Annotated in this window: 25 protein-coding genes; 12 read left to right on the forward strand and 13 right to left on the reverse strand. The window is 61.9% G+C overall.

Features of this window, described 5'->3' with window-relative positions:
• Positions 1–3: 3 nt before the first annotated feature.
• The 3 genes from ACVWWD_RS18560 to ACVWWD_RS18570 form a co-directional block, all read right to left on the reverse strand.
• Complete coding sequence (locus tag ACVWWD_RS18560; protein ID WP_352550331.1) at positions 4–900, reverse strand: DMT family transporter; 897 nt, start codon at positions 898–900, stop codon at positions 4–6.
• A gap of 131 nt (positions 901–1,031) precedes the next feature.
• The gene (locus tag ACVWWD_RS18565; protein WP_352550332.1) at positions 1,032–1,790 is read right to left on the reverse strand and encodes an arginyltransferase; all 759 of its coding nucleotides are present in this window, start codon (positions 1,788–1,790) and stop codon (positions 1,032–1,034) included.
• Positions 1,791–1,930: 140 nt separating this feature from the next.
• Positions 1,931–2,401 (reverse strand): RDD family protein, encoded by a 471-nt coding sequence (locus tag ACVWWD_RS18570; RefSeq protein WP_023773294.1) that lies wholly within the window; start codon positions 2,399–2,401, stop codon positions 1,931–1,933.
• Positions 2,402–2,605: 204 nt separating this feature from the next.
• On the opposite strand from ACVWWD_RS18570, the gene sthA reads away from it, so the two are divergent.
• Positions 2,606–3,994 (forward strand): Si-specific NAD(P)(+) transhydrogenase, encoded by a 1,389-nt coding sequence (gene sthA / locus ACVWWD_RS18575; RefSeq protein ID WP_352572829.1) that lies wholly within the window; start codon positions 2,606–2,608, stop codon positions 3,992–3,994.
• Positions 3,995–4,341: 347 nt separating this feature from the next.
• Here sthA and ACVWWD_RS18580 read toward each other — a convergent pair whose 3' ends face one another.
• The gene (locus ACVWWD_RS18580) at positions 4,342–5,010 is read right to left on the reverse strand and encodes an alpha/beta hydrolase (protein WP_023795595.1); all 669 of its coding nucleotides are present in this window, start codon (positions 5,008–5,010) and stop codon (positions 4,342–4,344) included.
• 201 nt (positions 5,011–5,211) lie between these two features.
• Here ACVWWD_RS18580 and ACVWWD_RS18585 point away from each other — a divergent pair, with 201 nt between their 5' ends.
• Positions 5,212–6,408 (forward strand): OpgC family protein, encoded by a 1,197-nt coding sequence (locus ACVWWD_RS18585; protein WP_352550334.1) that lies wholly within the window; start codon positions 5,212–5,214, stop codon positions 6,406–6,408.
• Positions 6,409–6,413: 5 nt separating this feature from the next.
• Here the strand turns inward: ACVWWD_RS18585 and ACVWWD_RS18590 are convergent, their stop codons facing one another.
• Entirely contained in the window at positions 6,414–7,490 is a 1,077-nt protein-coding gene (locus tag ACVWWD_RS18590) for a substrate-binding domain-containing protein (protein WP_457103230.1), read from the reverse strand.
• 367 nt (positions 7,491–7,857) lie between these two features.
• Here ACVWWD_RS18590 and ACVWWD_RS18595 point away from each other — a divergent pair, with 367 nt between their 5' ends.
• Positions 7,858–8,007, forward strand: coding sequence for a hypothetical protein (locus ACVWWD_RS18595; RefSeq protein ID WP_352550336.1), 150 nt, complete (start codon positions 7,858–7,860; stop codon positions 8,005–8,007).
• Positions 8,008–8,022: 15 nt separating this feature from the next.
• Here the strand turns inward: ACVWWD_RS18595 and ACVWWD_RS18600 are convergent, their stop codons facing one another.
• Complete coding sequence (locus ACVWWD_RS18600) at positions 8,023–8,385, reverse strand: DUF423 domain-containing protein (protein WP_352646646.1); 363 nt, start codon at positions 8,383–8,385, stop codon at positions 8,023–8,025.
• A 32-nt stretch (positions 8,386–8,417) separates the two neighbouring features.
• Entirely contained in the window at positions 8,418–9,671 is a 1,254-nt protein-coding gene (locus ACVWWD_RS18605) for an MFS transporter (RefSeq protein WP_457103231.1), read from the reverse strand.
• Between the two features lie 115 nt (positions 9,672–9,786).
• On the opposite strand from ACVWWD_RS18605, the gene ACVWWD_RS18610 reads away from it, so the two are divergent.
• Together ACVWWD_RS18610 and ACVWWD_RS18615 are read left to right on the forward strand one after the other, a co-directional pair.
• On the forward strand, positions 9,787–10,452 hold the full coding sequence (locus ACVWWD_RS18610; RefSeq protein ID WP_352550338.1) for a GntR family transcriptional regulator: 666 nt from the start codon (positions 9,787–9,789) through the stop codon (positions 10,450–10,452).
• A 130-nt stretch (positions 10,453–10,582) separates the two neighbouring features.
• Positions 10,583–10,816, forward strand: a complete 234-nt coding sequence (locus tag ACVWWD_RS18615) for a DUF982 domain-containing protein (RefSeq protein ID WP_245262889.1) — start codon at positions 10,583–10,585, stop codon at positions 10,814–10,816.
• A 67-nt stretch (positions 10,817–10,883) separates the two neighbouring features.
• Here ACVWWD_RS18615 and ACVWWD_RS18620 read toward each other — a convergent pair whose 3' ends face one another.
• The gene (locus tag ACVWWD_RS18620) at positions 10,884–11,030 is read right to left on the reverse strand and encodes a hypothetical protein (protein WP_015318263.1); all 147 of its coding nucleotides are present in this window, start codon (positions 11,028–11,030) and stop codon (positions 10,884–10,886) included.
• Between the two features lie 196 nt (positions 11,031–11,226).
• Between ACVWWD_RS18620 and ACVWWD_RS18625 the strand changes: the two genes are divergently transcribed.
• Positions 11,227–12,198 carry a glycosyl transferase family 90 gene (locus ACVWWD_RS18625; protein WP_352550339.1) on the forward strand — a complete coding sequence of 324 codons (972 nt, stop codon included), beginning with the start codon at positions 11,227–11,229 and terminating at the stop codon, positions 12,196–12,198.
• Between the two features lie 139 nt (positions 12,199–12,337).
• A complete protein-coding gene (locus ACVWWD_RS18630) occupies positions 12,338–13,309 on the forward strand; it encodes a glycosyl transferase family 90 (protein WP_352550340.1) in 972 nt (323 codons plus the stop codon).
• A 24-nt stretch (positions 13,310–13,333) separates the two neighbouring features.
• Here the strand turns inward: ACVWWD_RS18630 and ACVWWD_RS18635 are convergent, their stop codons facing one another.
• Positions 13,334–14,377, reverse strand: a complete 1,044-nt coding sequence (locus tag ACVWWD_RS18635) for an aldo/keto reductase (RefSeq protein WP_352550341.1) — start codon at positions 14,375–14,377, stop codon at positions 13,334–13,336.
• Positions 14,378–14,652: 275 nt separating this feature from the next.
• On the opposite strand from ACVWWD_RS18635, the gene ppk2 reads away from it, so the two are divergent.
• Positions 14,653–15,573 carry a polyphosphate kinase 2 gene (gene ppk2 / locus ACVWWD_RS18640; protein ID WP_023773281.1) on the forward strand — a complete coding sequence of 307 codons (921 nt, stop codon included), beginning with the start codon at positions 14,653–14,655 and terminating at the stop codon, positions 15,571–15,573.
• A 253-nt stretch (positions 15,574–15,826) separates the two neighbouring features.
• On the opposite strand, the gene ACVWWD_RS18645 is transcribed toward ppk2, so the two are convergent.
• The 4 genes from ACVWWD_RS18645 to ACVWWD_RS18660 all read right to left on the reverse strand — a co-directional run bounded on the left by ACVWWD_RS18645 (position 15,827) and on the right by ACVWWD_RS18660 (position 18,951).
• Entirely contained in the window at positions 15,827–16,471 is a 645-nt protein-coding gene (locus ACVWWD_RS18645; RefSeq protein WP_352550343.1) for a dihydrofolate reductase family protein, read from the reverse strand.
• A gap of 133 nt (positions 16,472–16,604) precedes the next feature.
• Entirely contained in the window at positions 16,605–16,883 is a 279-nt protein-coding gene (locus ACVWWD_RS18650) for a hypothetical protein (RefSeq protein WP_352550344.1), read from the reverse strand.
• A gap of 101 nt (positions 16,884–16,984) precedes the next feature.
• Positions 16,985–18,016 (reverse strand): porphobilinogen synthase, encoded by a 1,032-nt coding sequence (gene hemB, locus ACVWWD_RS18655; protein WP_023773278.1) that lies wholly within the window; start codon positions 18,014–18,016, stop codon positions 16,985–16,987.
• Positions 18,017–18,129: 113 nt separating this feature from the next.
• The gene (locus ACVWWD_RS18660; protein WP_023773277.1) at positions 18,130–18,951 is read right to left on the reverse strand and encodes a DUF2066 domain-containing protein; all 822 of its coding nucleotides are present in this window, start codon (positions 18,949–18,951) and stop codon (positions 18,130–18,132) included.
• A gap of 159 nt (positions 18,952–19,110) precedes the next feature.
• Here ACVWWD_RS18660 and ACVWWD_RS18665 point away from each other — a divergent pair, with 159 nt between their 5' ends.
• The 4 genes from ACVWWD_RS18665 to ACVWWD_RS18680 all read left to right on the forward strand — a co-directional run bounded on the left by ACVWWD_RS18665 (position 19,111) and on the right by ACVWWD_RS18680 (position 22,998).
• A complete protein-coding gene (locus ACVWWD_RS18665; RefSeq protein ID WP_352550346.1) occupies positions 19,111–20,151 on the forward strand; it encodes an enoyl-CoA hydratase/isomerase family protein in 1,041 nt (346 codons plus the stop codon).
• The gene (locus ACVWWD_RS18670; protein WP_023773275.1) at positions 20,148–20,570 is read left to right on the forward strand and encodes a DUF6163 family protein; all 423 of its coding nucleotides are present in this window, start codon (positions 20,148–20,150) and stop codon (positions 20,568–20,570) included. Before ACVWWD_RS18665 ends, ACVWWD_RS18670 begins: the two co-directional genes overlap by 4 nt.
• A gap of 308 nt (positions 20,571–20,878) precedes the next feature.
• Positions 20,879–21,394, forward strand: a complete 516-nt coding sequence (gene ldtR / locus ACVWWD_RS18675) for a transcriptional regulator LdtR (RefSeq protein WP_013896002.1) — start codon at positions 20,879–20,881, stop codon at positions 21,392–21,394.
• A 350-nt stretch (positions 21,395–21,744) separates the two neighbouring features.
• The gene (locus ACVWWD_RS18680) at positions 21,745–22,998 is read left to right on the forward strand and encodes a L,D-transpeptidase family protein (protein ID WP_023773274.1); all 1,254 of its coding nucleotides are present in this window, start codon (positions 21,745–21,747) and stop codon (positions 22,996–22,998) included.
• Positions 22,999–23,067 lie beyond the last annotated feature (69 nt).

Below are 23,067 nucleotides of genomic sequence, written 5' to 3' on the forward strand. Positions count from 1 at the left end.
CCTCTAAGCCGGATGGTGCACCGCGAGGTCGCCGCGGCGTTTGCGCCCATCATGCACCTGCCAGAGCGAATGGGCGACCAGCGTGACGATCAGGATGCCGCCGCCGATCAGGCTGTTGCGGGTCGGCGTCTCGGCAAAGATCATCCACACCCAGATCGGCGCCAGCACGGTTTCGAGCAGGTAGAACATCGCCACTTCCGGTCCAGAAATGTATTTCGGCCCAGCGGCGAGGCAGAAGAACGAGATCGGCATGATGACGGCGCCGTTGAAGATGATCCACCATGGCGCGTTCACGTGAAAGCCTTCGCCGCTCACCATGAAGGCTGCCAGCCCAAGCGGCAGAAGGACGCCGATCAGCGAGGTGAATCCCATATCCTTGCCGCTGGCTCGCGAGATGGTGATGGCCACCGCGATGAAGAAAGCCGAGCACAGTGCCATGAAATCACCGAACAGCTTGCCGCTGCCAACCGAACCGCCGACGATGACCAGCACGCCGAGGATCATGACCAGCATGGCCGCGATCGTCACCGCCCCCGGCCTTTCCCGTAGGAATATCCAGGACAAGAGTGCGGCGAATACGGTGTTGAAGGCTAGGATGAACACCAGGTCGGCGGTCGAGGTGTGGAAGACCGCGGTAACGAAGGTGATCGAGGTCAGCCCATAGCATATCGCCACGATCAGCCCAGACCAGCCGGGGATAAGCGGCGGGACATTCCGGCTCAGCGCGCGCCAGACCGACCAGATGATCATCGCGGCGATGAAGGTGGTTCCGGTTCGCAGCAAAAGGATGGTCCACGCGCCGCCATCCGCAAGACGGATCAACGGTATGTCGACGGTCAGTATCAGTCCGCCGATGGCGGTTATCAGAAGGCCCTTCTGGTGATCATGGTGAGAGGACATGCAGGAACTTTCGCAATTGCATTGCAGGCGGCCGATCGGCGAAAGCGCGCACTCTCTCCAGCCGAGCGGCTGAAAGACCAGCATCCCCTGCCTTGAAACAGTTTAAGCGTGGATCGGGGGAAAACTCAGCGTCAGACCGCTTCGTTGGTATAGCGCTCCCAGCCTTTTGGGCCGAGATGCTCCTGCGGCATGAAGCGCATCTTATAATTCATCTTGCGCGAACCATTGACCCAGTAGCCAAGGTAGACATGGGGCAGCCCCATCGCCTTGGCACGGGCGATATGGTCGAGGATCATGAACGTGCCGAGCGAGCGGCTTTCGAAATCCGGATTGAAATAGGAATAGACCATCGACAGGCCGTCGGCCATCTTGTCGGTGAGCGCCACCGCGATGAGTTCACCCTGGCCTTTGCCGGTGATGAAGGTGTCGGGTCCGCGCCGCCGGTATTCGATCACCTTGGTGTCGACATGGGTATCCTCGACCATCATGGCGTAGTCGAGCACCGTCATGTCGGACATGCCGCCGCGGCGGTGGCGGGCATCGAGATAGCCGCGAAACAACGAATACTGTTCGGTCGAGGGCTCGGCATTGTGCATGGCGCCGACGAGGTCGAAATTGTGCTGCAGCACGCGCTTCATGTTGCGGCTGGGGGTAAACTCATGGGCCAGGATACGCACCGACACACAGGCGCGGCAGGTCTCGCAGGCTGGCCTGTAGGCGATGTTCTGCGAGCGCCGGAAGCCGCCTTGCGTGAGCAGGTCATTCATCTCCGAGGCCTTGTCGCCGACCAGATGCGTGAACACCTTGCGCTCGAATTGGCCATCGAGATAAGGGCACGGCGACGGCGCGGTGAGGAAGAACTGCGGCGACTGGGTCGGGTGCTGCGTCATCGAGCCTTGGAAACACTCCTTCGAATCTCTCTACCTTTGGCTCCGGCGGCGAAAAATTCAACAGGATTGTGAAGGTGCGAGCAACTCAACACCTTCACATTTGCGCTCAAGGGGGGCTGCGGCTCTGCTTGAGAGCGATATCAGCGGCCGGTGCGGCTGACGACAGTGCCGAGCAAAAGATCGTGCAGCGTGCGCTTGCGATCCGAGAACAGGGTCACCAGCAGGACCAGCGGCGACAGGATGACGTTGCCGGCCCAAAACAGTACTGAGTGGACCACCGCGGTCAGCCCGTCGATGCGGGTGCCGTCGAGACGGTCAAGGCGGATGCCCATCATCTTCATACCCGTGGTGGCCTGGTCGGCGCTGCCCAACGTGTTCCAGATGTAGAGGATGGCGACCGCCGGCACCAGGACGCCGAACAGCATCCAGCCCAGGCCGAGGGTCAAAAGCCCGAGGAAGAACACCAGGATGGCGAACGGAATGGTCAGCAGGCCGACGATGAGATAGTCGAGCACGAAGGCCAGGATCCGCCTTGTGCGCACGCCTTCATAAGCCCTGGCATCGTCGAGCCGGGTGTTGATGATTTCGCCGTCGAAAACGCGAGCGTTCATGTCATCTCCTGGTAACAGGGGCCTGCTTAGCCTGAGCCTCACCGCACCAGAAATGGTGAAGGCTCATGGTGGAATCAAGATCGGACCGTTTCGTCGCGGCGCCAAGCGGCACACGACGGCGTGAGGGTCCGAAGCGGTTGAATTTGTAGCACGGATGGCGTTAGTTTGCTGCGGCGCAACAAGACGCCGAGGGGACGGGGCAATATGGACTACGACATGCTGGTCATCGGCAGCGGCCCTTCCGGCCGCCGCGCCGCCGTGCAATCGGCCAAACTCGGCAAATCGGTGCTGGTGGTCGACCGGGGCCGGCGTCTTGGCGGCGTCTCGGTGCACACCGGCACCATCCCCTCGAAAACGTTGCGCGAAACGGTGCTCAATCTCTCCGGCTGGCGCGAGCGCGGCTTCTATGGACGCGGCTATCGGGTCAAGCAGGATATCTCCGTCGGCGACCTGATCGAGCGTCTGCACAAGACGCTCGATCACGAGGTCGAGGTGCTGCAGCACCAGTTCATGCGCAACAAGGTCAAAAGCGCGCGCGCGGCGGTGAAATTTCTCGGCCCCAACAAGGTCAGCCTGACGTCGGACAACGGCGACTACAGCGAAATCGGTTTCGCCAATGCACTGATCGCCGTCGGCACCAGGCCGCATCGGCCGGCCGACGTGCCCTTCGACAGGACCCGGGTCTTCGACAGCGACGAAATGCTTGAACTCGACCGCCTGCCACGCACGCTGACGGTGATCGGCGCCGGGGTGATCGGCGTCGAATACGCCACGATCTTTTCCGCGCTCGACGTACCGGTGACGCTGGTCGAGCCGCGCAACTCCATCCTCGATTTCGTCGACCGGGAGATCGTCGACGATTTCATCCACCAGATGCGCGACCGCGGCATGACGATAAGACTGGGCAGCGCGGTCAAGGAAATCCGCTCCAAGCCGGATGCCGCCGAAGTGGAACTGGCCGATGGCCGCACTATCCGCTCCGAGGTCGTGCTTTACGCCGCCGGCCGCACCGGCAATATCGGCAGCCTCGGCCTCGACCTGATTGGTATCGAAGCCGACTCGCGGGGCCGCATCAAGGTCGATCCGCGGACGTTTCAGACCAGCGTGCCGAATATTTATGCCGCCGGCGATGTCATCGGCTTTCCGAGCCTCGCCTCCACCTCGATGGAGCAGGGCAGGGTGGCAGCATGCCATGCCTTTGGCGTGTCGCTTCCGCCACCGCCGGAGACCTTCCCGTACGGCATCTATGCGGTGCCGGAGATCTCGACGGTCGGCCAGTCCGAGGAGCAGGTGCGCCAAAGCGGCGGCGCCTATGAGGTTGGCGTCGCGCGCTTCCGTGAGACGTCGCGCGGCCACATCATGGGCGTCGACACCGGCTTCCTGAAGCTGTTGTTCTCCATCGAGACGCGGCGCCTGCTCGGCGCGCACATTGTCGGCGAGGGCGCCACAGAACTCATTCATATCGGCCAGGCGGTGATCAATCTCGGCGGCACGGTCGACTTCTTCGTCAACAACACCTTCAACTATCCAACCCTGGCCGAGGCCTACAAGATCGCCGGCCTCGACGCCTGGAACAGGATGGGGCGGGGATAGGCACTGTCTGATGCAAGTTCGGGGAAGCCGTACACTCCCCTTCATTCTGTTGCCACTTCGAGCGGCTGCTGGAATTTCTGGCGGGCAGCCATGGAATTGCTGATGACGGTCGGCCGCTACACAGTCGGCTGCGTCACGAGCAAGCCGAATATCCGTCAGGTCCGGGGCGTGGCGAAGCACTGGATGCGGCGGCGCATGATCATCCGCTTTTGCGCGAAGCCTTGGTGCACTACAGTGCCGGCGGACACGAGGCGCTGTTTGAAAGCGGGCTTGCCCTGCTGATCGCCGGGGCAAAGCTCGAATGGTGGCCGAACGCTGATTGGGCAGCGAGCGGTCCGCAAAGGCGGTCAGCCTCCCTGCGCCGCCGCCGCCGATTCCGCCAGCCAACGCTCGACGATCACTGCGTCCGGGTCGCCGATTTCATGGCCTAATGGAACGATCCGGGCGGCGATCTCGGTACCGTGCCGGCTGAGCAATGTCACCAGGGGCGGCGCGAAAGGCCCGTAGGTCTCGTCCTCCGCCCCGGCAATGATCAGCGTCCGTGTGCCCATGAGGTCCGTTGAAGGCACCTTGTCGAGCACCGGCATTGGCCTCAGCAGCGCCGCGCTTCGGACAATGCCGGGATGGAGCAGCATCAGGCTCGAAACCAGATTAGCGCCATTCGAATAGCCAAGGAATGTCGCGTGAGCGAGATCAAGCCCATGGCGGGTGGCGACTTCGCTTGCGAATTCCACGAAGGCAGCGGTTTCGACACGGATGCTTTGCTGGTCGAAGCGCGTCGGCGTGATTCGCTCGAACCAGCGAAAACCGTCTTCCTGGGGGATACGGCCGCGTACCGCGATCAGGGCGGCATCGGGCGCGATGCGCCTCGCCAGCGGCACCATGCTTGTCTCGTCGACACCCGATCCATGCAGCAGGAACAGGCATGCACGGCCGTTTTTGCCGGCACCGAGGAGCCGATAGGGAAACGTTAGATCCAGCATCAGAGGGCCATTTTCGCCACTGGCGCCAGTCATAATGCATCCCGTTGATTATATAAGGCTTTACTCAATTTGCCGGCTTCAAAACGCAATATTTTCATGCTCCGCGAAAGTTGATTGAACCAGGCTCATTCCGGCCCGTTTCTGCGCCGATACACTCCTTGTGGGAGGAATCGAAGCGGTGCGTCGGGGGTCGCATTGCTGGACATGAACAACCAGCTTTGAGGCCTTTTGTCGATGACTACCCCTGTTTCGCCAGATCGCGATTTGCGCATCTTGGTCCGCGACACGCGTATCGATGTACTGCGCGCGCTGGCACTGCTCACCATCTTCGTCGACCATGTGCCGGGTACCGCTTTCGAGACGCTGACGTACAAGAATTTCGGTTTTTCGGATGCGGCCGAGGCGTTCGTGCTGATATCAGGCATTTCGGTCGCGCTCGCCTACGGCACCAAGTTCCGGCCTGGCGGCCGGCTTCTGGCGACCTTGAAAATGTGGCGGCGGGCGGGCGGGCTCTACGTCGCCCATATCGTCACGACAATGGTGGTGATGGCCCTGTTCTGCGCCGTGGCGGTGTTTGCCAGGCGGCCGGAACTGCTGACGCTCATCAACATCGAGCCCTTGATGAAGAACACGCCGCAGGTGCTGATCGGCATCGTCACGCTCGGCCACCAGCTCGGCTATAACAACATCCTGCCGGTCTATGCAGCGCTGCTTTTGATGGCGCCGGCCTTCGTCCTGTTCGTCAGCTCCAGGCCCGTCGCGGCGCTTGTCGCGTCCGGCACGCTGTGGCTGGTTGCCGGAATTTGGGAGATCGCCCCGCCCAATTATCCGGAGCCGGGTTTCTGGTTCCTCAACCCGCTGTCCTGGCAGTTCCTGTTCAACATCGGCCTTGCCGCCATGCTGCATGTCAGGCGCGGCGGCGTCATTCCGGTCAACCGTTGGCTGGTCGGCGCGGCGGCGGTGTATGTGCTGGCCGCGCTGGTGTGGGTGCATAGCCCGCTATGGGGACAGATAACGTGGTTCAACCTGCCGGTGGTGATCGGCGGCTTCGACAAGACCTTCCTGTCGTTGCCGCGGCTGTTGCACATCCTGGCGGTCAGCTACCTCGTCGTCGCCCTGCCGACGCTGTCAAACCTGTTCCGCACCAGCCCCGACCATCCGCTGGCCATACTGGGCAAAAGATCGCTGCCGGTCTTCATCGCCGGCACGCTGATAGCCATGGTCGCGCAGGTGGTGAAGCTGATCAATCCGGGCGGGCTCGTCTATGACAGCCTGCTGATATCGGCCGGCATTGCCATGCAGTTCGCGCTCGCCTTCTATCTCGAATGGCTGTCGACCATCGGCGGTTCGGGCAAGGCCCGCACGGCTCAAACGGTTCCCGCGCCGGTTCGTGCGCCTTTGGGGACTGCCATGGCAAGAGCCAATCGGTAGGCGGTTCAGCCGCGTGGCGAAGCCGACGAGGCTCGCACGATCAGTTCGACCGGCAGTTGATGCCGGCTGACCGGCCCGTTGCTTTCCAGGATCGCCCTGACGGCAAGGCGGCCCATCTCGGCAATCGGCTGGGCGATCGTGGTCAATGGCGGCTCGGATACCGCTGCTTCCGGAACACCGTCGAACCCGACGATGGAAACGTCGTCAGGCACGCTCAGCCCGCGTGCGCTCAGCCAATCGAGCGCCACCAGGGCTATTCTGTCCGACATGGCCAGGATGGCGGTGGGCGGCGTGTCGGAGGCGAAGATGATCTCGAGCCCCGCCTTCGTGCTCGCCACGTCGTTGGCGGTCTCGTAGACAGGCACTTTGGATATATCGACGCCAACCCGCGAAAGCTCCCGGAAATAGCCGGTGAGGCGGTCGCGCGTCCCTGCATAGGTCGCCGCCCGAACCTGTTCGGCCGAAACAAGGCCCGTCCTGTTGTCGGCGAAGGGCAGGGCCATGACGGCGAAGCGGCGATGGCCGAGATCCGTGAGATGGCGGGCCGCCACGCCGGCGCCGGCGATGTTGTCGACACCGATCGCGGCGACCGAGCCGTCCTCGGAGTCGAGGTCGAGCGCGACGAAGGGCAGCTTGCGCTCACGTGCCAACTCCACCAGGCGCGAGCCACCTTCGATGCAAAAGACGATGAAGCCGTCGACCAGCGCACTCTGGATGTTCCAGGCAAGCTGCTCGTTGTTGGCGGCCGAGACCAGGGAAATGCCAGCTCCGGTCGCATCGCAAGCTTGCGAGATGCCCGCCATCATGACCCGCGCAAACGGATCGTCGAAGAAATAGGAGAGGGGCTCGGCGGTGGCCACGCCAATGGCGTTGACCTTGCCGGCCCGGAGCAGCCTGCCCTTTGGATCGGGCCCGCCATAACCCATGGCTTCGGCCGCGGCGCGAACCCGTTCGCGGACTTCCTCGCGCACGATCTCGGGGCGGCTGAATACATTGGACGCGGTGCCGTGCGAAACACCGGCGGCCTTGGCGATGTCGGCCAGCCGTACGGGTCGTCGATTGCCTGCGGTGAGTGACGCCATTTTGTGCGTGCCTCCTGACATCCATGTAGCACGTTCTTCCGCCGCATCTAGTATTTTCGTTGGATCGATTCAATTTTTGCTTGACCTGCGCTGGTTTCAATCTTATATTTGAATCGATCCAAGTGGCGGCTTGGGTCTGCTGAATAGCCAAGAGGGAGGAGCGCCGTGCATCCCGTTAACTACCTGTTCGCCGACATCTATCGCAACGACTGGAATATCGGGTCAGCCATCAACAAGGCCAAGCATCGTGGTGAGACGGGCCCATGGATTCGCGATCTTCGCTTCTTGGTGCTGCGCAGGCGGAGCTGATCAACCGGCTCTTTTCGTGCCCGACGATTGGATCGATTCAAGACAAGGAGGATGAGCTATGCATCCCATCAAGCATCTGTTCGAAGATATCTACCGCAACTACTGGGGCATCGGACCGGCCATCGAGCGACCGGAAGCGCGACGCCGGCTGAAACCTGCTGTTGACGGCCGTGCCCTTTCGGGTCGCCCGGCACGCCGCCGGGACTGACCTCAAGCAATCATTTCAGGGCCGTGGACGTGCCACGGCCGAGATCGCTATCGCCAGCCAGCCTGCGATGAGCAGGGTGCCGCCGATCGGCGCCGACATCGGAAACAGCCTTGAGCCCCAGAAATCGCGGGCGAGAAGATCGCCCGCGAAGAGGAGCAGTCCGGCGAGCAGAACGAGGCTTGCGATGCGCAGCCAGCGGTTTGTGCCTATAAGGCCGATGGCGAGGAAGACCGGCGCATGCATCAGCAGGAACGACGCGGCGGTGCCGGTGAGGGCGCCGCCGCGGTGGGCGGCGGCCGCCGAAAGCGCCACCCCCGCCGCGCCGACGAGGCCGCCGGCAAGCACGAGAAGGCGACTGCCGTTTGGATCGCGGTTCATGGCCGGCGTGCTCCTTCTTTCTTCAGCAAGCGTCAGGGCTTGCGCGCTTCCAGCGCCATATGCCGCGTCCGCCGCGACTGGACGATCCAGTTGTAGGCGGCCCCGAGCGCCATCAGCACCGACGTGCCGAAAAACACCGCCGGCATGGCGAAATGGCCGCCCACAAAACCGCCGGCCAACGGCCCCGCGACCTGTCCGACATACTGCGCCGAGATCGCCAGGCCAAGCACGTTGCCGCCAACGCCGTCGGGGATGTTGTGCCTGATGACACTGGTGATGCAGGGCAGGAGCCCGCCCAGCGCCAGGCCCATCAGGAAACGCAGGCCGATGAGCTGCAAGCTGTTGGTAACAAAAGCCTGCGGGATAAGCAGCAGCGCCGAAACGGCCAGCGCTCCCACGACAACGTTCCAGTGCCCGATCCGGTCCGCGAGCTTGCCGAGCCAGGACGCCGAGAGGATCGTGCCCAGCGCGGCGGCCGACATCACAACGCCGGCGACGAGCGTCACCCTGCTCTGGTCCTCGACGAGCTGTTGCACATAGACGGTGATGATCGGCTCGATCGACATTGTGGCGAAGGCGAGCAGCATACCGGTGGTCAGCATGGCCACGACCGGGCGCTTGTCCGGGATCTGCGACCAGCCGCTTTTCGGCTTTGCCGCCGACGCGGGTTTGGCTGGCTTCGGGCGCGGACTCTCCTTGATGAGGAAGGTCGTTGCCAGGAAGGCGAGGAAGATCACGCCGCCTGACAAGAGGAAGGTGGCGCGAATGCCGATCACCGGCGGCAGCACGCCGCCCAACAGGGGACCGACCAGCGAGCCCGCTGTAATGCCCGCCGACAGCACACCAAGGGCCCAGCCGGAACGCTCCTTCGGCGTCTGCATGGCCACCAGTATGGTTGAACCGGAGGAATAGCCGCCCGCGAAGCCGATCAGCAGGCGCAACAGAACCAGTTGCCAGACCGTCTCGACCATGCCCGTCAGCGACATGCAGATCGCCATGCCGAAGGAGGCGCGCACCAGCATCACCTTGCGCCCGTAGCGGTCGCCCAGGCGCCCCCATAGCGGCGCGACTGTGGCCGCGGCGAAGAAGGTGGCGCCATAGGCGATGCCGGACCACTGCACGATTGCCGCGTGGCCCTGTGCGCCAAGTTGTTCGACATAAAGCGGCAGGAATGGCAGCAGCAGGGTCATGGCGATGAGCGTGCTGAACGAGCCCGCGAAACAGACGGCGAGATTTCGCCGCCAGTGGAAGTTGTAGCCGCTTTGCTGCGTGTCTTCCTGCGTCATGCCCTGCCTGCCCGGTATCAGCGCTTGTTACGGATACCATTTTGGGATACCAAACTGGTCTCCGTCATGAACTTCACGCCGGCCGCTGTCAATGCGGCTTCGGAAAGGACGCGCGATGTCGCAGATGCAGAATGTCGAACGGCAGCTTCGCGAGATGATCCTGGCGCTCGAGATCGGGCCGGGAGAGCGACTGACCGAGCGCTGGATCGAAAGCCAATTCGGCGCCTCGCGCACACCTGTCAGGGCGGCGCTGCTGCGGCTGGAAACCGAGGGGCTGGTCGGCAGGGACGGGCGCGGCTGGACCGTTTCGCCCATCAACCTGGCCGAACTCGAGCAGGTCGCGGTCTATCGCGAGGCGGTCGAGATCGCGGCATTGCGGCTGACGTGCGGGCAAGCCGACAAGAGCGCCATCGATGTCATAGAGGCGATGCTCGATTCCTGCGACGAAGATACGCCGCGCGAGGAGTGGCACCGTGTCGGCATGGATTTTCACATCGAGCTGGCGCGGCTCTCCGGCAACGAATTCCTGTTCCGGGCGGTTCGTGACGCGATGACGCGCCTGTCACGCGCCCGCTGGCTGGAAGTGCGTGACGAAACGGCCCTTGGCCGTGCCTGGGTCGAACATCGCGCCATCCTTGCCGCGACACTCCTCGGTCAGGCCGATGAAGCCGCGCGGCTGCTGTCGGCCCACATCGTCGGCAGCCGTGACCGGCTGGTGAGGTCGCTTGCGAACGACCGACGTGGCCTTCGCGCCAGGGGATTTGCCGTTGTCGCCGCTTAGTGCGGTCCATGCGCTGCGTCACACTGGCCGGAAAAACAGACGGGTCTGACGTGAAGCGCACTTTCGGCCTCGCTTCAAGGAAGCCGATGGCGTAAGAGCGGCGATGGAAAACAACCGGTTTGAAACACCCGTGACCGTCAAATCCGTCACGGCGGGAAGCACTCAACTCTTGCGTTCGGCAAGGGAGGCTTCCGATTACCTCCTCAACAACTGGCCCGGCAAGCGCAGCCCCAAGCATCGTGCGGCGCTGCAGGCCTGTCACGACGCGCTCGCCGGCGACAAGCCGGCGATGAATGCCAGGCGCGCTTTCATCGCCGCGGCGCGGGAAGTGGATGTCTTCATCAGCGACAAGGCGCCAGCCTGATATTAGCTCGCGGTTTGGGCTGACAATTTGGATTGAGGCTCGGCCCGCATTAGCGGGCCGGATGCCGTTAATCCTTCGTTTCGGTCTCAGTCTCGGTTTCCGGCTTCGTACGTTCGCGCGCGGCAACCTTGGCCGCCAGCTTTTCAGCCTTCTTGGCCGCTTTCTGGCGGTCGCGCTCCTTGCGTTCCTGATCGTAGTTTGGTGCTCGCGCCATGTCGGCTCCTTTTGTGACTGCCTTGCGGCCCTGAGCCTGCCTAGGAGCATTAGCCGTCAAACACAACAGCCGAAGCGACAATGCGTGGCTGCTGGCATCCAAGAGATGCGGGCACTTGCCAGATCGGCGCCACAATGATGTAGGACATGCGGGCGCCAATGAATTGAGAAGCCCGTTTGTTTTGATCAAGTGACCGATGGCCACAATTTCACGGACCGCAGCAAGAGTTTTCTATTATTCGAGAAACGTCGCGCGCGATATCGCTCCGCAAGCGCTGTTTCGTGCCAGGCTGGCTGGCCGTCTCGAAAGGGCCAGGCTTTCCGGTGAGGCGGCACGCCGCAGGCTGAATTACTACAACAAGTTGCAGGATGGTTTCGCGCCAAGCGCCCATGCCGTGCGCATCGGCAAACTGCCCTTCACGCCAACCATGTACTATTACGACCTGAAGGAATTCGCCCGCTACTTCGATCCCGGCCTGCTCATCGACCTGGAATTCGGCGACGTCAGGAATGTCCCTAAGGTGCCTTCGATCGTTAAGGACAGGCCAATCTGTGCTGACGACAAGAACGCGATCATCATGAAACTCGACAAGTTTCGTCATTTCCAGATGCCGGCTGACGCCATCTCGTTCGCCGACAAGCTGCCGTCCGTTGTCTGGCGTGGTGATCTCAACAATCCGATCAGGACAAGATTTCTGAACGCCGTGCACGACTTGCCGTTCTGCGATGCCGGTTCGCACAAGCCGAACGCACCGCCCGAATACGCCAGGCCTTTTCTCAGCATCAGCCAGCACCAGCGCTATCGCTACATCGTCTCGCTCGAGGGCAACGACGTGGCGACCAATCTCAAATGGATCATGAATTCGAAGTCGCTCTGCATGATGCCGCCGCCGACCTATGAGACATGGTTTGCGGAGCGGCAGCTCGAAGCCAACGTCCACTATGTGCCGCTCGCGGCGGATTTCTCGAACCTTGAGGACCACGTCGCCTATTTCGAGCGGAAACCGGCGGAGGCGGAGCGCATCATCGCGGCCGCGAACGCCTATTGCCGGACATTCGACGACGAACAGACCGAGCAGGCGATCTCCCTGCTGGTGCTCTACAAATACTTCGTTCTGTCGGGCCAGATCAAACCGGATGCCGAGGTGTGGCGCTACATAACGGGCTAGTTGCGGCGCTCGGTCGAGGCAGCTAGCCATGCATTGGGGTGCTATCGGAATGCGTGGCTGGATGATACGGCAATCATGCTGCGGGAACCATCCCGACCGTCATTTGTTTGAACGCGTTTATCTTTGATCAAAAGAACCCATGGCCACCCTCCAACGAACGACGGCAAAGGTCTTCTACTATGCGCGGAACGTCATGCGCGATATCGCGCCGCAGGCGATCTTCCGGCGGCGATTGGCCAGCCGCCTGCAGCAGGCCAGACTCTCGGACGAGGCCGTGCGCCGGCGTCTGAATCACTACAACAAGCTGCAGGACGCTTTTACGCCAGGCCCGGATGCGGTGCGCATCGACAAGATACCGTTTGAACCGAGCATGTACTATTACGACCTGAAGGAATTTGCCCGCTATTTCGATCCATCATTGCTCATCGACCTGAAGTTCGGCGATGTCATCGGCGTGCCCAAGCTGCCGACCCTCGTCAAGGACCGGCCGATCCGCGCCGACAACAGCAATGCCGTCGTCATGAAGTTCAACAAATTCCGCCACTTCCACATGCCCGTCGATACCGTCGCCTTCGCCGACAAGCGCCCTGCCGTGGTCTGGCGCGGCGACCTCAACAATCCGATCAGAACACGGTTCCTGGATGTCGCGCGCGACCTGCCGTTCTGCGATGCCGGTTCGCACAAGCGCAGCGCACCGGCTAAGTACAGCAAGCCCTTCCTCAGCATCAGCCAGCACCTGCGCTATCGCTACATCGTCTCGCTGGAGGGCAATGACGTGGCGACCAACCTCAAATGGATCATGAATTCCAACTCGCTCTGTCTGATGCCACCGCCGACCTACGAAACATGGTTCGGCGAGAGCCAGCTCGAGGCCGGTGTCCACTATGCGCCGCTCGACCCCGATTTTGCCGATCTCGGCGCAAAACTGCGCTATTTCGAAGCGCACCCGGCCGCGGCGGAGCGCATCATAGCCGCAGCCAATGCCTATTGCCGCAAATTCTCCAATGAACGGGACGAGCATTCGATCTCCTTGCTCGTCCTCTACAAATATTTCGTGCTCGGCGGCCAGATCGAACCCGATCCCGAACTCTGGCGGTTTATCGGCGGCTAGCTCATGCTCTCGGCCTGATGCCGATCAGATATCGCTGCGGTCGAGAACCAGATCGGCGGGGCCGAAGCGATCCTTCGCTGTTAGTTGCTGGTGCCAGTAGGGGTAGAGCAGGGGCGGCCGGCTGACCGCGTCGAGGCGCTGGCGTTCTTCGGTGCCGAGCTTCAGGGCCGCCGCCGCAAGGTTGTCCTTGAGCTGAGCGTCATTGCGGGCGCCGATCACCAGCGAGGAGACGGCAGGGCGGCCGAGCAGCCAGGCGAGCGCCACCTGCGCCGCCGAGACACCACGATCCTTGCCGATGTCGACCAGCACATCGACAATCCGCCACAGCCGGTCCTCGTCGCGGATCGGCGGCTCGGACCAGCCGGCAAGCTGGCGAGCGGTCGGGCTGTCACGGCGGTATTTGCCCGACAGCAGGCCGCCGGCGAGCGGGCTCCAGACCAGAACGCCCAGCCCCTGATCGACCGAGATCGGCAAGAGCTCGTACTCGGCCTCGCGTGCTTCCAGCGTATAGTGGATCTGCTGGGTGACGAAGCGTTGCTGGTGACGGCTGTCGCTGATGGAAAGCGCCTTCATCACCTGCCAGCCGGAATAGTTGGAGCAGCCGATGTAGCGCACCTTGCCCTGGCTGACCAAACTGTCGAGCGCGGCAACGGTCTCCTCGAGTGGGGTGAGGCCGTCCCATTGGTGGACGAAATAGATGTCGATGACATCGGTCTTCAAGCGCTTCAGGCTGCTCTCGCATTCACGGATCAGATGGTGGCGCGACAGGCCCTCGTCGTTCGGGCCCTTGCCGATCCGCATCCGCGCCTTTGACGCGATCAGCACATCGTTCTTGCGCTTGCCGCCGAGCGCTTCGCCAATGATCTCTTCGGAGAGCCCGTTGGAATAGACGTTGGCGGTGTCGATGAGGTTGATGCCGGCATCGATGCACATGTCGATCATCCGCTTGGCTTCGGCGAGATCGCTGTTGCCGACCGCCGCGAAGGGCCCCGCGCCGCCGAATGTCATGGTGCCAAGCGTCAGTGTCGAAACCTTCAGGCCGGAACGGCCAAGGGTGCGGTATTCCATGTCTGATCCTCACGATTTGTTGAAGAGGCGTGCCGCCAAGGCAGGCCTGGAATGCGACCGCATTTGTAGGACAATTCAGCCTGCTTGTCGCCATGCAACGACGGTCGATCGATCGTACATTGCGGAATTTGCAACGTCGGAATTGCGCTCGGGCTGCAATAAAACCGTCACCGCCGGCCTATATTGAAGTCGGCTCAGGTGTTTCCATTCAGGCCGCTGGCCAGCAATTGGGGCGCCAGTGGTAACCGAGAGGGCTTGCAAGCGGAGCAGTTGATATGACCGAGCTGAAACAGAATTCCCCTGCCAAGGACTGGCTTGAGGCCGAGCTCGCCGACACGCTCGACGAGGACTATGAGCTCGAAATGTCGGAGCCGGCCCTCTCTATGGAGATCGCCAAGATCTACAAGAACTCGCATCCGCCTTCGATCGATCGCATGCGGTATTTTCGCGACCTGATCAGCCTCCAGTCCGAATTGATCAAGCTGCAATCCTGGGTCGCCTACCACAAGAAGAAACTGGTGGTGATATTCGAGGGCCGCGACTCCGCCGGCAAGGGCGGCGTCATCAAGCGCATCACACAGCGGCTCAATCCGCGTATCTGCCGCGTCGTGGCGCTTCCGGCTCCGACCGAACGCGAGAAGTCGCAATGGTATTTCCAGCGCTATGTCCCGCATTTGCCCGCAGGCGGCGAGATCGTTTTGCTCGACCGCTCCTGGTACAACCGCTCCGGCGTCGAACGGGTAATGGGTTTTGCCAATCCCGAGCAGGTCGAGGAGTTCTTCCATGACGTGCCGGAGTTCGAGCGCATGCTGGTGCGCTCGGGCATCACCGTGGTCAAATACTGGTTCTCGATCACCGATGAGGAACAACAAATGCGCTTCCTGATGCGGATCCACGACCCGATGAAACAGTGGAAGCTGTCGCCGATGGACCTGCAGTCGCGGGTGCGCTGGGAACAGTACACCAAGGCCAAGGAGGAGACCTTCGCCCGCACCAACATTCCCGAGGCGCCCTGGTTCATCGTCGAGGGTAACGACAAGAAGCGCGCGCGGCTGAACTGCATCGACCATCTGCTCAAGCAGCTGCCGTATGAAGAGGTGCCACACGAGGAGATCACGCTGCCGGAGCGCGTCTTCAACCCGGAATACGAGCGCCAGGTGCTGCCGCGCGAACTTTACGTGCCGGAGAAGTATTGAGCGAGAGTTTTGTCCGTCTCCCCGTCACTATCCGGGGAGAAGGTGCCGGCAGGCGGCTGAGGGGCGGCGCTGGCTTTGATAATTGAGCCAGGATAAATCCCGCGCGCGCTATGTTCTTCTGCTGACACATTGCCATCTGACATGCTCGACAGCGCAATCTTCTAGCGCTAGCGCCGCCCCTCATTGTCCTGCCGGACATTTCTCCCCGTATAGTGACAGGGAGAAACGGGCGTTCGTCGAGGGTTTCGCCACCTTACGCCCGCTTGATCACGACATGCGTGGCAAGCGCCGTCGCCACTTGCTCGGTGCATTGATAGCCAAGCTTCACCATATCCAGCCCCGCAAAAAGGTTCTCGCCTCTGCCAAGCAGCACCGGCGAGATCGCCAGGTGCATCTCGTCGATCAGCTTTTCCTGCAGATACTGCCGGACGGTGGAGACGCCGCCGCCGACTCGCACGTCCTTGCCTGACGCGGCCGCTTTGGCCTGTTCGAGAGCCGAATGAATGCCGTAGGTTACGAAATAAAAGGTCGTGCCGCCTTCCATCACGATGGGATCGCGCTTGTAATGCGTCAGCACGAAGGTCGGGACGTGATAGGGCGGGTTGTCGCCCCACCAGCCCTTCCAGCTGTCGTCAGGCCATTCGCCGCGGATCGGCCCGAACATGTTGCGGCCGAGGATCCAGGCGCCGACATTCTCGAAGCTGCGCGCCGCAAAGTCTTCGTCGACGCCTGTCTCGCCGCCTTCCTCGCCAAACATCTTGCGGAAGGTGCGGGTGCTGAAAGCCCATTTGTGCAGGGCCGGTCCGCCGACTCCGAGCGGATTTTCAAGGCTCTGATCGGGACCGGCGCCATAGCCGTCAAGCGACAGGCTGAAAGCGTTGACGCGAAGTTTGGACATGAGGACCTCCTTCTTCTTGAGAGCCAGTTGTATTTTGCAAGCGGTTTTCTAGCAAACTGATTTTGAATTGCAAGCGGTTTTTCGAGGCGGAAAAGGTGTTTCCGAATCTTGCCGCCAAGCTACGGCCACCGCCTCATTGCCCGGTCAGTTGGCGCGCGACGATTCCAAGGTCCTCGCTGTGGCTGATCGTCAGGTCGCGGGCGGCCAGCGCCTGCCGCATGGCTTTCGCCATCGTCTTGGCATGGCAATAGGCAAGCATGACCGTTTCCTCGGGTTGCGGCGAAGCCTTCGTCAGTGCCCGCCTTGCCGACACCGTCGCCCGACGGTGAAACGGGTCAGGAAGCATCCTCAGAAGGCGTTCGCCATACCTCTTGGCCGAGGTGCGGGCCGCCTCCGGCCGTGCTTCGATCATAGCTGCAGCTGCCAGTTTTTGTCAGCGGGTTTTCGATGGAACAGCCGACCAATCGAAGGAAGTGGTGACATCTACTGAAGTGCCTTGCCCGGGAAGTCGGGCTACCCCTTCAGCATCACAGCCACTTCGGGTGCGAAATAGGTCAGGATGCCGTCACAGCCGGCGCGCTTGAAGGCGAGCAACGATTCCAGCATCGCCTTCTCGCCATCGATCCAGCCATTGGAATCAGCCGCCTTGATCATCGAATATTCGCCCGAGACCTGGTAGGCGAAGGTCGGCATCTGGAATTCGTCCTTCAGCCGGCGAATGATATCGAGATAGGGCAGGCCGGGCTTGACCATCAGCATGTCGGCGCCCTCGGCGATGTCCTGCTCGGCCTCGCGCACCGCCTCGTCCGAATTGGCGTGGTCGATATAATAGGTCTTCTTGTCGCCCTTGAGCAGGCCGGCGGTGCCGACCGCCTCGCGATAGGGGCCGTAGAAGGCCGAGGCGAATTTGGTGGCGTAGGACATGATCGCCACGTCCTGGAAACCGTTGGCGTCGAGCGCGTCGCGGATGCCGCCGATACGGCCGTCCATCATGTCGGACGGCGCGATGATGTCGGCGCCGGCCGCCGCCTGGATGACGGCCGCCGCCGCGACCTGTTCGACGGTCTCGTCATTGACGATGATGCCATCGCGCAGGATGCCGTCATGGCCATGGCTGGTGAACGGGTCGAGTGCGGCGTCGGTGATGATGCCGATCTCGGGTACCGCGTCCTTGATGGCACGCGTGGCGCGGTTGATGATGTTTTCCGGGTCGAGGATGTGGGACCCCGTCTGGTCTCGCAGGCCGAGATCGACGTTGGGAAAGGTGGCAAGAGCCGGGATGCCGAGCTTGGCCGCCCGTTCGGCCTCCTTGACGGCAAGGTCGACCGAAAGCCGGAAGACGCCGGGCATGGCGGCAATCGGCTCTCGGACATTCCTGCCCTCGACAACGAATATCGGCCAGATCAGGTCGTCCACCGAAAGCCTGTTCTCCTGCACGAGCCGGCGCGACCAGTCGGCCTTGCGCATGCGGCGCAGGCGGCGGCTACCGGTGACGTCATCGACGCTGCGCGCGCCGGCAGCTTTTGCTGGGGTGAATTTGTTCATGGCCAAAACTCCGGATCCGCTGCTTTTACCACGAGCCCTTGGTGCTGACCAATGCGACACGTTTGTGCCAGTGCCGAAAGCTGCCACAACGCTGTCCCACCACGCCTATTGGGTCAGGGCTGCCCATTGCCCGAAAGGACCTGTGCCGCGCCTCCTATTGCCACACGGAACGCCTCGTCGAAGCTGACACCGCGCACCTGCCAGCGATAGGTCTTGCCGTGATCGGCCAGTCGCCAATCGGCGATCCAGCCCAGTTCCTCGTCGCTCCATACGATGCTGCCGGCGAGCGCTCGGTCGCCGCCGGTTTGCTTGGCCATCCGATCCAGCCTTGCCATGTCCGTCGCGCGTAGCGCTCCTTCACCCAAGCCGGCAAGTTGCGCGGCTTTCGGAAACGCGACATGCATCAGCATCGGCCCGGTGGCATTGACGAAGGATTCGCGCATCGTCTCGCCGCGCCCTTCCTCGGCGCTCAGAACGAAATGCCGCGCGCCTTGTTCGGTCGTGAGGAAGACGGTGAGTGTCGGCCGCTCGCCCAGCCAGGGCCTGCTGCCGAGCGACGCCAGCAGCCTGTCGATCACATCAGGTTTGTAGAAGCAGGTGAGATCATGCGGCCGGTCATGCGTGCCTTGCTCGTCATGGATCGGAATGCCCTCCATCCGGTCATGGTAGCGGAACGAGTCGACAAAGCTGCCGGCCTTGTCGCGCAGCGCGTCCATTTCGCGTCTGGCAAGCAGCCGCTGATCGCCCGAAACACGGACGAGCACCTTGTCGAGGCAAGTCCTGAAGCCGAGCTGACGGTTTTCTTCACCCTGGCCGGTGACAATGGTCTGCGAGTGGTAAAGGTCGCCTAGGTCGGTTGCCCCCGCGGCGACATTGGTTGCCATCAACACCGATAGGCAACTCAGAACAAAGGCAAGGCGCAAAAACGGCGGCATGGCTAACTATCCTGCTCTCGGCCTCTCGTAACGTCCACCAATAGCATCGGCCTCCGCTAGCCGCCAAGATCGAGGCGGCCAGGCTGCAGCCATTGACGCACCCATGTGCCGCCTTTAGCACTTCAGTCCCGCAGGCGTGGGAACAAGGATTCTCTGGCGATGGATTTTGGTGGAGGCGACGAAATTCGCTTCGAAAGGTTGGGCAGGGCGGGGGTCGTCACGCTGACGCGGCCGCAGGCGCTCAACGCCGTCACCCATCGCATGATCAAGGCGCTAGGCAAGGCCCTGCGGTCTTGGGAGCGCGACGAGGGTGTGGATGTCGTCGTGGTCAAGGCCGAGGGCAGGGCGTTTTCGGCCGGGGGCGATATCCTGCACATCTACGAAGCCGGTCGGGCTGGAAACCCACCGGTAGAGTTTTTCGCAGACGAGTATCGCCTCAACGCCTACATCGCGCGTTTCAAGAAGCCCTATGTGGCGCTCATCGACGGTATCGTCATGGGCGGCGGGGTCGGCATTTCCTTCCACGGTTCGCACCGGGTGATGACCGAGAATGCCCAGTTCGCCATGCCGGAGGTCGGCATCGGCTTTTTCCCGGATGTCGGCGCCAGTCATCTGCTGCCCGACCTTGGCGGTTCCTTCGGCATGTACCTGGCGCTGACCGGGAACCGCATTCGTTATGGCGATGCGCTGTGGTCGGGGCTGGCCACCCACACCATCAAGGCCGAAGACCAGCTAAGCTTCCTCGATCGGCTGGCGCTGACGGGCGATCCGGAATCGGTGCTGCGCGGTTTCTTTGTTCCGGCCAAGCGGGAGACCGACAGGCCGATCCTGGAGGCGATCTCCCGCCATTTTGCCCAACCGTCGCTGCCGGATCTCATCGACACCCTGGACCGCGCGGGCAAGGACGAATTCGCCGCCGGGACGCTGGCAACGATCCGCACGCGCTCGCCGACCAGTCTTCGCGTCGCCTGGCGACAGATCAGCGCCGGGCAGACCTTGTCGATGGACGACTGCATGAAGATGGAGTTCCGCATCCTGAACCGGATGCTGGCCGGCCACGATTTCTACGAAGGCATCCGCGCCGCCATCATCGACAAGGGCTCGAAGCCGCAATGGCGGCCGGCAGCGATCGATGCGGTCGGCGAGGCGGATGTCGAGGCCTATTTTGCCTCGCTCGGCGATCGGGAACTCGAGTTGTGAGCGAGGTGACATCGAGACGCGTCGTCCTGCAGCCCTCGACCGTCGAGGTGATCTTCGCCTGGTTCCAGCGTGTTATCGCGGGCTACTGCCTGCTGTTCGGCATCCTCTACTGGATCAAGCTGATCGGCTTCTATCCGGGCTCGCTGTGGCGGTTCGACCTTATGCCGGTGCATTGGCAGGTCGCGGCGGTGATGCTCGCGGTGTTCTTTCCCTTCGCCGCGGCAGGGTTGTGGATGCTGGCGTCCTGGGGCCCGGTGATCTGGTTCATCTGCGCGGTCACGGAGACGGTCATGTATGCCGGCTTTCCCGAGCTTTTCGGCCATCGTCCCCTGATCATCGTCTCGCATGCCTGCGTGGCGCTGCTCTATATCGTCTTTCGCGTCGTCATCTACCTGCAGAAACGGCCGGCACGGCACTAATGCATGTCGCCCGGAAGTGTCCTCGGTTCCGGGATCACGACATGCATAAAATCAGAGGCGACGTGCTGTAAGCCTTATACCCATTGACGACCTGTCGACTGCCTGAATCCGGCGCGGCGATCATTGCCTAAATCTTTAGGTTAATCATCCTTGCCCGGGTGACCGTTCGTTAAGCGTCTTGCGAAACCTCTTACCGGTAAGCTCTTGTTAGCCCTAGCGTTTAAGTCGAATTTTATGAGTATTCGATAGTGTCGCGATCAAGGTGAAAAACAAAAAATCACCAAGGCGACAAACGAGAGGCAAAGACAATGATCAATTCGCGTCCGGCGGCGAAGACCGCCAACGTTTCCGACGATCGCCGCGAGGCTATCCGTTCCCTGTACATGGAATCGCTGCAGCTGGTCGAGCGTTTGCACCGCCGTCTGCTTGATGTCATCAAGGACGAATTCGACCGCAACGGCCGCTCCGACATCAACGCCATCCAGGCGCTGCTGCTCTTCAACATCGGCAATTCCGAGCTGACCGCCGGCGAACTGCGCTCGCGTGGCTATTATCTCGGCTCGAACGTCTCCTACAATCTGAAGAAGCTGGTCGATCTCGGCTTCATCAACCACCAGCGCTCGCGCATCGACCGCCGTTCGGTCCGTGTCTCGCTGACGCCGAAAGGCAATGAAGTGGCGGACGTGGTTGCCGGTCTCTATGAGCGCCATGTCGGCTCGATCGAACAGGTCGGCGGCATCAACACCGACGAGTTCAAGCAGATGAACCGCGCTTTGCAGCGGCTCGACCGCTTCTGGAACGACACGATTGCCTACCGGATGTAAGACCATCCAGGAAACGGAGCCGCGCCGCAGAAGCGTGGCCGAAACAGCGACCTCCAGTCAGGGCCGGTGCCGAAAAGCACCGGTCTTTTCTTTCTTGCGTCCGGCCGAAGCAAATTACCGGCCAAGGCCACGTTGCCGCCATATTCCAGTGGAACCGAGAGCGGAAGTGATGCTGTGGTGAAGACCATGCGTCCACCCGCAACCGTGTCGCGCCCCTTGGCTTGGTCGCCAATGTGATACGGACCATGGTTGGCTAATTGTTAAGATTGCCGATTTTAGAGTGCGGGCGAGATCGCGCGATGGTCGATGCAGCAAGTGATCGAACCGCTACAAGAATGTCTGGAACGTCCATGAGAACCAGCCGCCGCTTTTTCCTTTCCGGAGCCTCCGCGCTCGCTGCCGCCGTGGTGGCTGGGCGTGCGAATGCGCAGGACGTGATCGGAGATATCCTGAAATCCTCGGCCCGCGGCAACTGGGACGATCAGTTCGATGCACGCGCCAGCGAAGGCGGCAAGGTGGCCTCGACGCTGCCCATCTTCAGTCCCCAGACTGTCGCCTTCACCGAGCAGGCGGTCGCGCAGTATCAGAACATTGTCGGGCAGGGCGGCTGGACAGACGTTCCCGCGACGAAGAGGCTGCAACTCGGCGTCGACGATCCGGACGTGGTGCCGCTGCGCAAGCGCCTGATGGTTGCGGGCGACCTGTCGCAGAGCGCCGGCATTTCGACGGCTTTCGATTCCTATGTCGACTCGGCGGTCAAGCGCTTCCAGTTGCGCCACGGCCTGCCGGCTGACGGCTCGATGGGCAAATACACCTATGCCGCGATGAACGTTTCGGCACAGATCCGGCTCGGCCAGTTGCAGACCAATCTGCAGCGGCTGAAGGAAAAGGCCGGTACGTTGGGCAGCCGTTATGTTCTGGTCGACATTCCGGCGGCGCAGGTCGAAGCGGTCGAGAACGACCGGGTCGTGCTTCGCCACACCGCGATCGTCGGCAAGATCGATCGCCAGACGCCGATCGTCAATTCCAAGATCAACGAGATCATCGTCAATCCGTACTGGAACGCACCGGTCTCGATCGTGCGCAAGGACATCATTCCGTTGATGCGGAAGAATCCCGACTATCTCAAGAACAGCCATATCCGCCTGTTCGCGCCTGATGGCAGCGAAGTCGATCCGATGAATGTGGACTGGTCGACCGACGATGCCGCCAAGTACCGTTTTCGTCAGGATCCCGGTTCGGAAAACGCCATGGCGTCGGTCAAAATCAATTTCCCGAGCCCGGACGGCGTCTACATGCACGACACGCCGCAGCAGAGCCTGTTCGGCAAGATGATGCGCTTCGATTCCTCGGGCTGCGTGCGTGTCCAGAACGTGCGCGATCTCGTCACCTGGATCCTGCGCGACACGCCCGGCTGGGATCGCCAGCATTTCGAGGCGGCCATCAAGACCGGCCAGAACACGCCGATCCAGGTCACCAACCCGGTGCCGGTGCATTTCCTCTATCTCTCTGCCTGGTCGACAGGACCCGGCGTCGTCCAGTTCCGCGACGACGTCTATGCGCTCGACGGCAACAGCGAGCTGCAGATCACGTCTTCACTGTAACGACCTGATATTTTTTTTAAAAAGCCGCTCTCAGGCGGCTTTTTTGTTGCGGATGTCGTCAGATCCACT

It is taken from the genome of Mesorhizobium sp. URHB0026 (genome assembly GCF_054059755.1).

Excerpts from the sequence above, each read along its gene's own strand:
- ACVWWD_RS18660 (WP_023773277.1), bottom strand. The coding sequence starts at position 18,951 with ATGCCGCCGTTTTTGCGCCTTGCCTTTGTTCTGAGTTGCCTATCGGTG.
- ACVWWD_RS18625 (WP_352550339.1), top strand. The coding sequence starts at position 11,227 with ATGGCCACAATTTCACGGACCGCAGCAAGAGTTTTCTATTATTCGAGA.
- ACVWWD_RS18630 (WP_352550340.1), top strand. The coding sequence starts at position 12,338 with ATGGCCACCCTCCAACGAACGACGGCAAAGGTCTTCTACTATGCGCGG.
- ACVWWD_RS18620 (WP_015318263.1), bottom strand. The coding sequence starts at position 11,030 with ATGGCGCGAGCACCAAACTACGATCAGGAACGCAAGGAGCGCGACCGC.
- ACVWWD_RS18605 (WP_457103231.1), bottom strand. The coding sequence starts at position 9,671 with ATGACGCAGGAAGACACGCAGCAAAGCGGCTACAACTTCCACTGGCGG.
- ACVWWD_RS18665 (WP_352550346.1), top strand. The coding sequence starts at position 19,111 with ATGGATTTTGGTGGAGGCGACGAAATTCGCTTCGAAAGGTTGGGCAGG.
- ACVWWD_RS18560 (WP_352550331.1), bottom strand. The coding sequence starts at position 900 with ATGTCCTCTCACCATGATCACCAGAAGGGCCTTCTGATAACCGCCATC.
- ACVWWD_RS18635 (WP_352550341.1), bottom strand. The coding sequence starts at position 14,377 with ATGGAATACCGCACCCTTGGCCGTTCCGGCCTGAAGGTTTCGACACTG.
- ACVWWD_RS18570 (WP_023773294.1), bottom strand. The coding sequence starts at position 2,401 with ATGAACGCTCGCGTTTTCGACGGCGAAATCATCAACACCCGGCTCGAC.
- sthA (WP_352572829.1), top strand. The coding sequence starts at position 2,606 with ATGGACTACGACATGCTGGTCATCGGCAGCGGCCCTTCCGGCCGCCGC.
- ldtR (WP_013896002.1), top strand. The coding sequence starts at position 20,879 with ATGATCAATTCGCGTCCGGCGGCGAAGACCGCCAACGTTTCCGACGAT.
- ACVWWD_RS18610 (WP_352550338.1), top strand. The coding sequence starts at position 9,787 with ATGTCGCAGATGCAGAATGTCGAACGGCAGCTTCGCGAGATGATCCTG.
- ACVWWD_RS18590 (WP_457103230.1), bottom strand. The coding sequence starts at position 7,490 with ATGGCGTCACTCACCGCAGGCAATCGACGACCCGTACGGCTGGCCGAC.
- ACVWWD_RS18565 (WP_352550332.1), bottom strand. The coding sequence starts at position 1,790 with ATGACGCAGCACCCGACCCAGTCGCCGCAGTTCTTCCTCACCGCGCCG.
- ACVWWD_RS18600 (WP_352646646.1), bottom strand. The coding sequence starts at position 8,385 with ATGAACCGCGATCCAAACGGCAGTCGCCTTCTCGTGCTTGCCGGCGGC.
- hemB (WP_023773278.1), bottom strand. The coding sequence starts at position 18,016 with ATGAACAAATTCACCCCAGCAAAAGCTGCCGGCGCGCGCAGCGTCGAT.
- ACVWWD_RS18585 (WP_352550334.1), top strand. The coding sequence starts at position 5,212 with ATGACTACCCCTGTTTCGCCAGATCGCGATTTGCGCATCTTGGTCCGC.
- ACVWWD_RS18650 (WP_352550344.1), bottom strand. The coding sequence starts at position 16,883 with ATGATCGAAGCACGGCCGGAGGCGGCCCGCACCTCGGCCAAGAGGTAT.
- ppk2 (WP_023773281.1), top strand. The coding sequence starts at position 14,653 with ATGACCGAGCTGAAACAGAATTCCCCTGCCAAGGACTGGCTTGAGGCC.
- ACVWWD_RS18580 (WP_023795595.1), bottom strand. The coding sequence starts at position 5,010 with ATGACTGGCGCCAGTGGCGAAAATGGCCCTCTGATGCTGGATCTAACG.
- ACVWWD_RS18645 (WP_352550343.1), bottom strand. The coding sequence starts at position 16,471 with ATGTCCAAACTTCGCGTCAACGCTTTCAGCCTGTCGCTTGACGGCTAT.
- ACVWWD_RS18680 (WP_023773274.1), top strand. The coding sequence starts at position 21,745 with ATGAGAACCAGCCGCCGCTTTTTCCTTTCCGGAGCCTCCGCGCTCGCT.
- ACVWWD_RS18595 (WP_352550336.1), top strand. The coding sequence starts at position 7,858 with ATGCATCCCATCAAGCATCTGTTCGAAGATATCTACCGCAACTACTGG.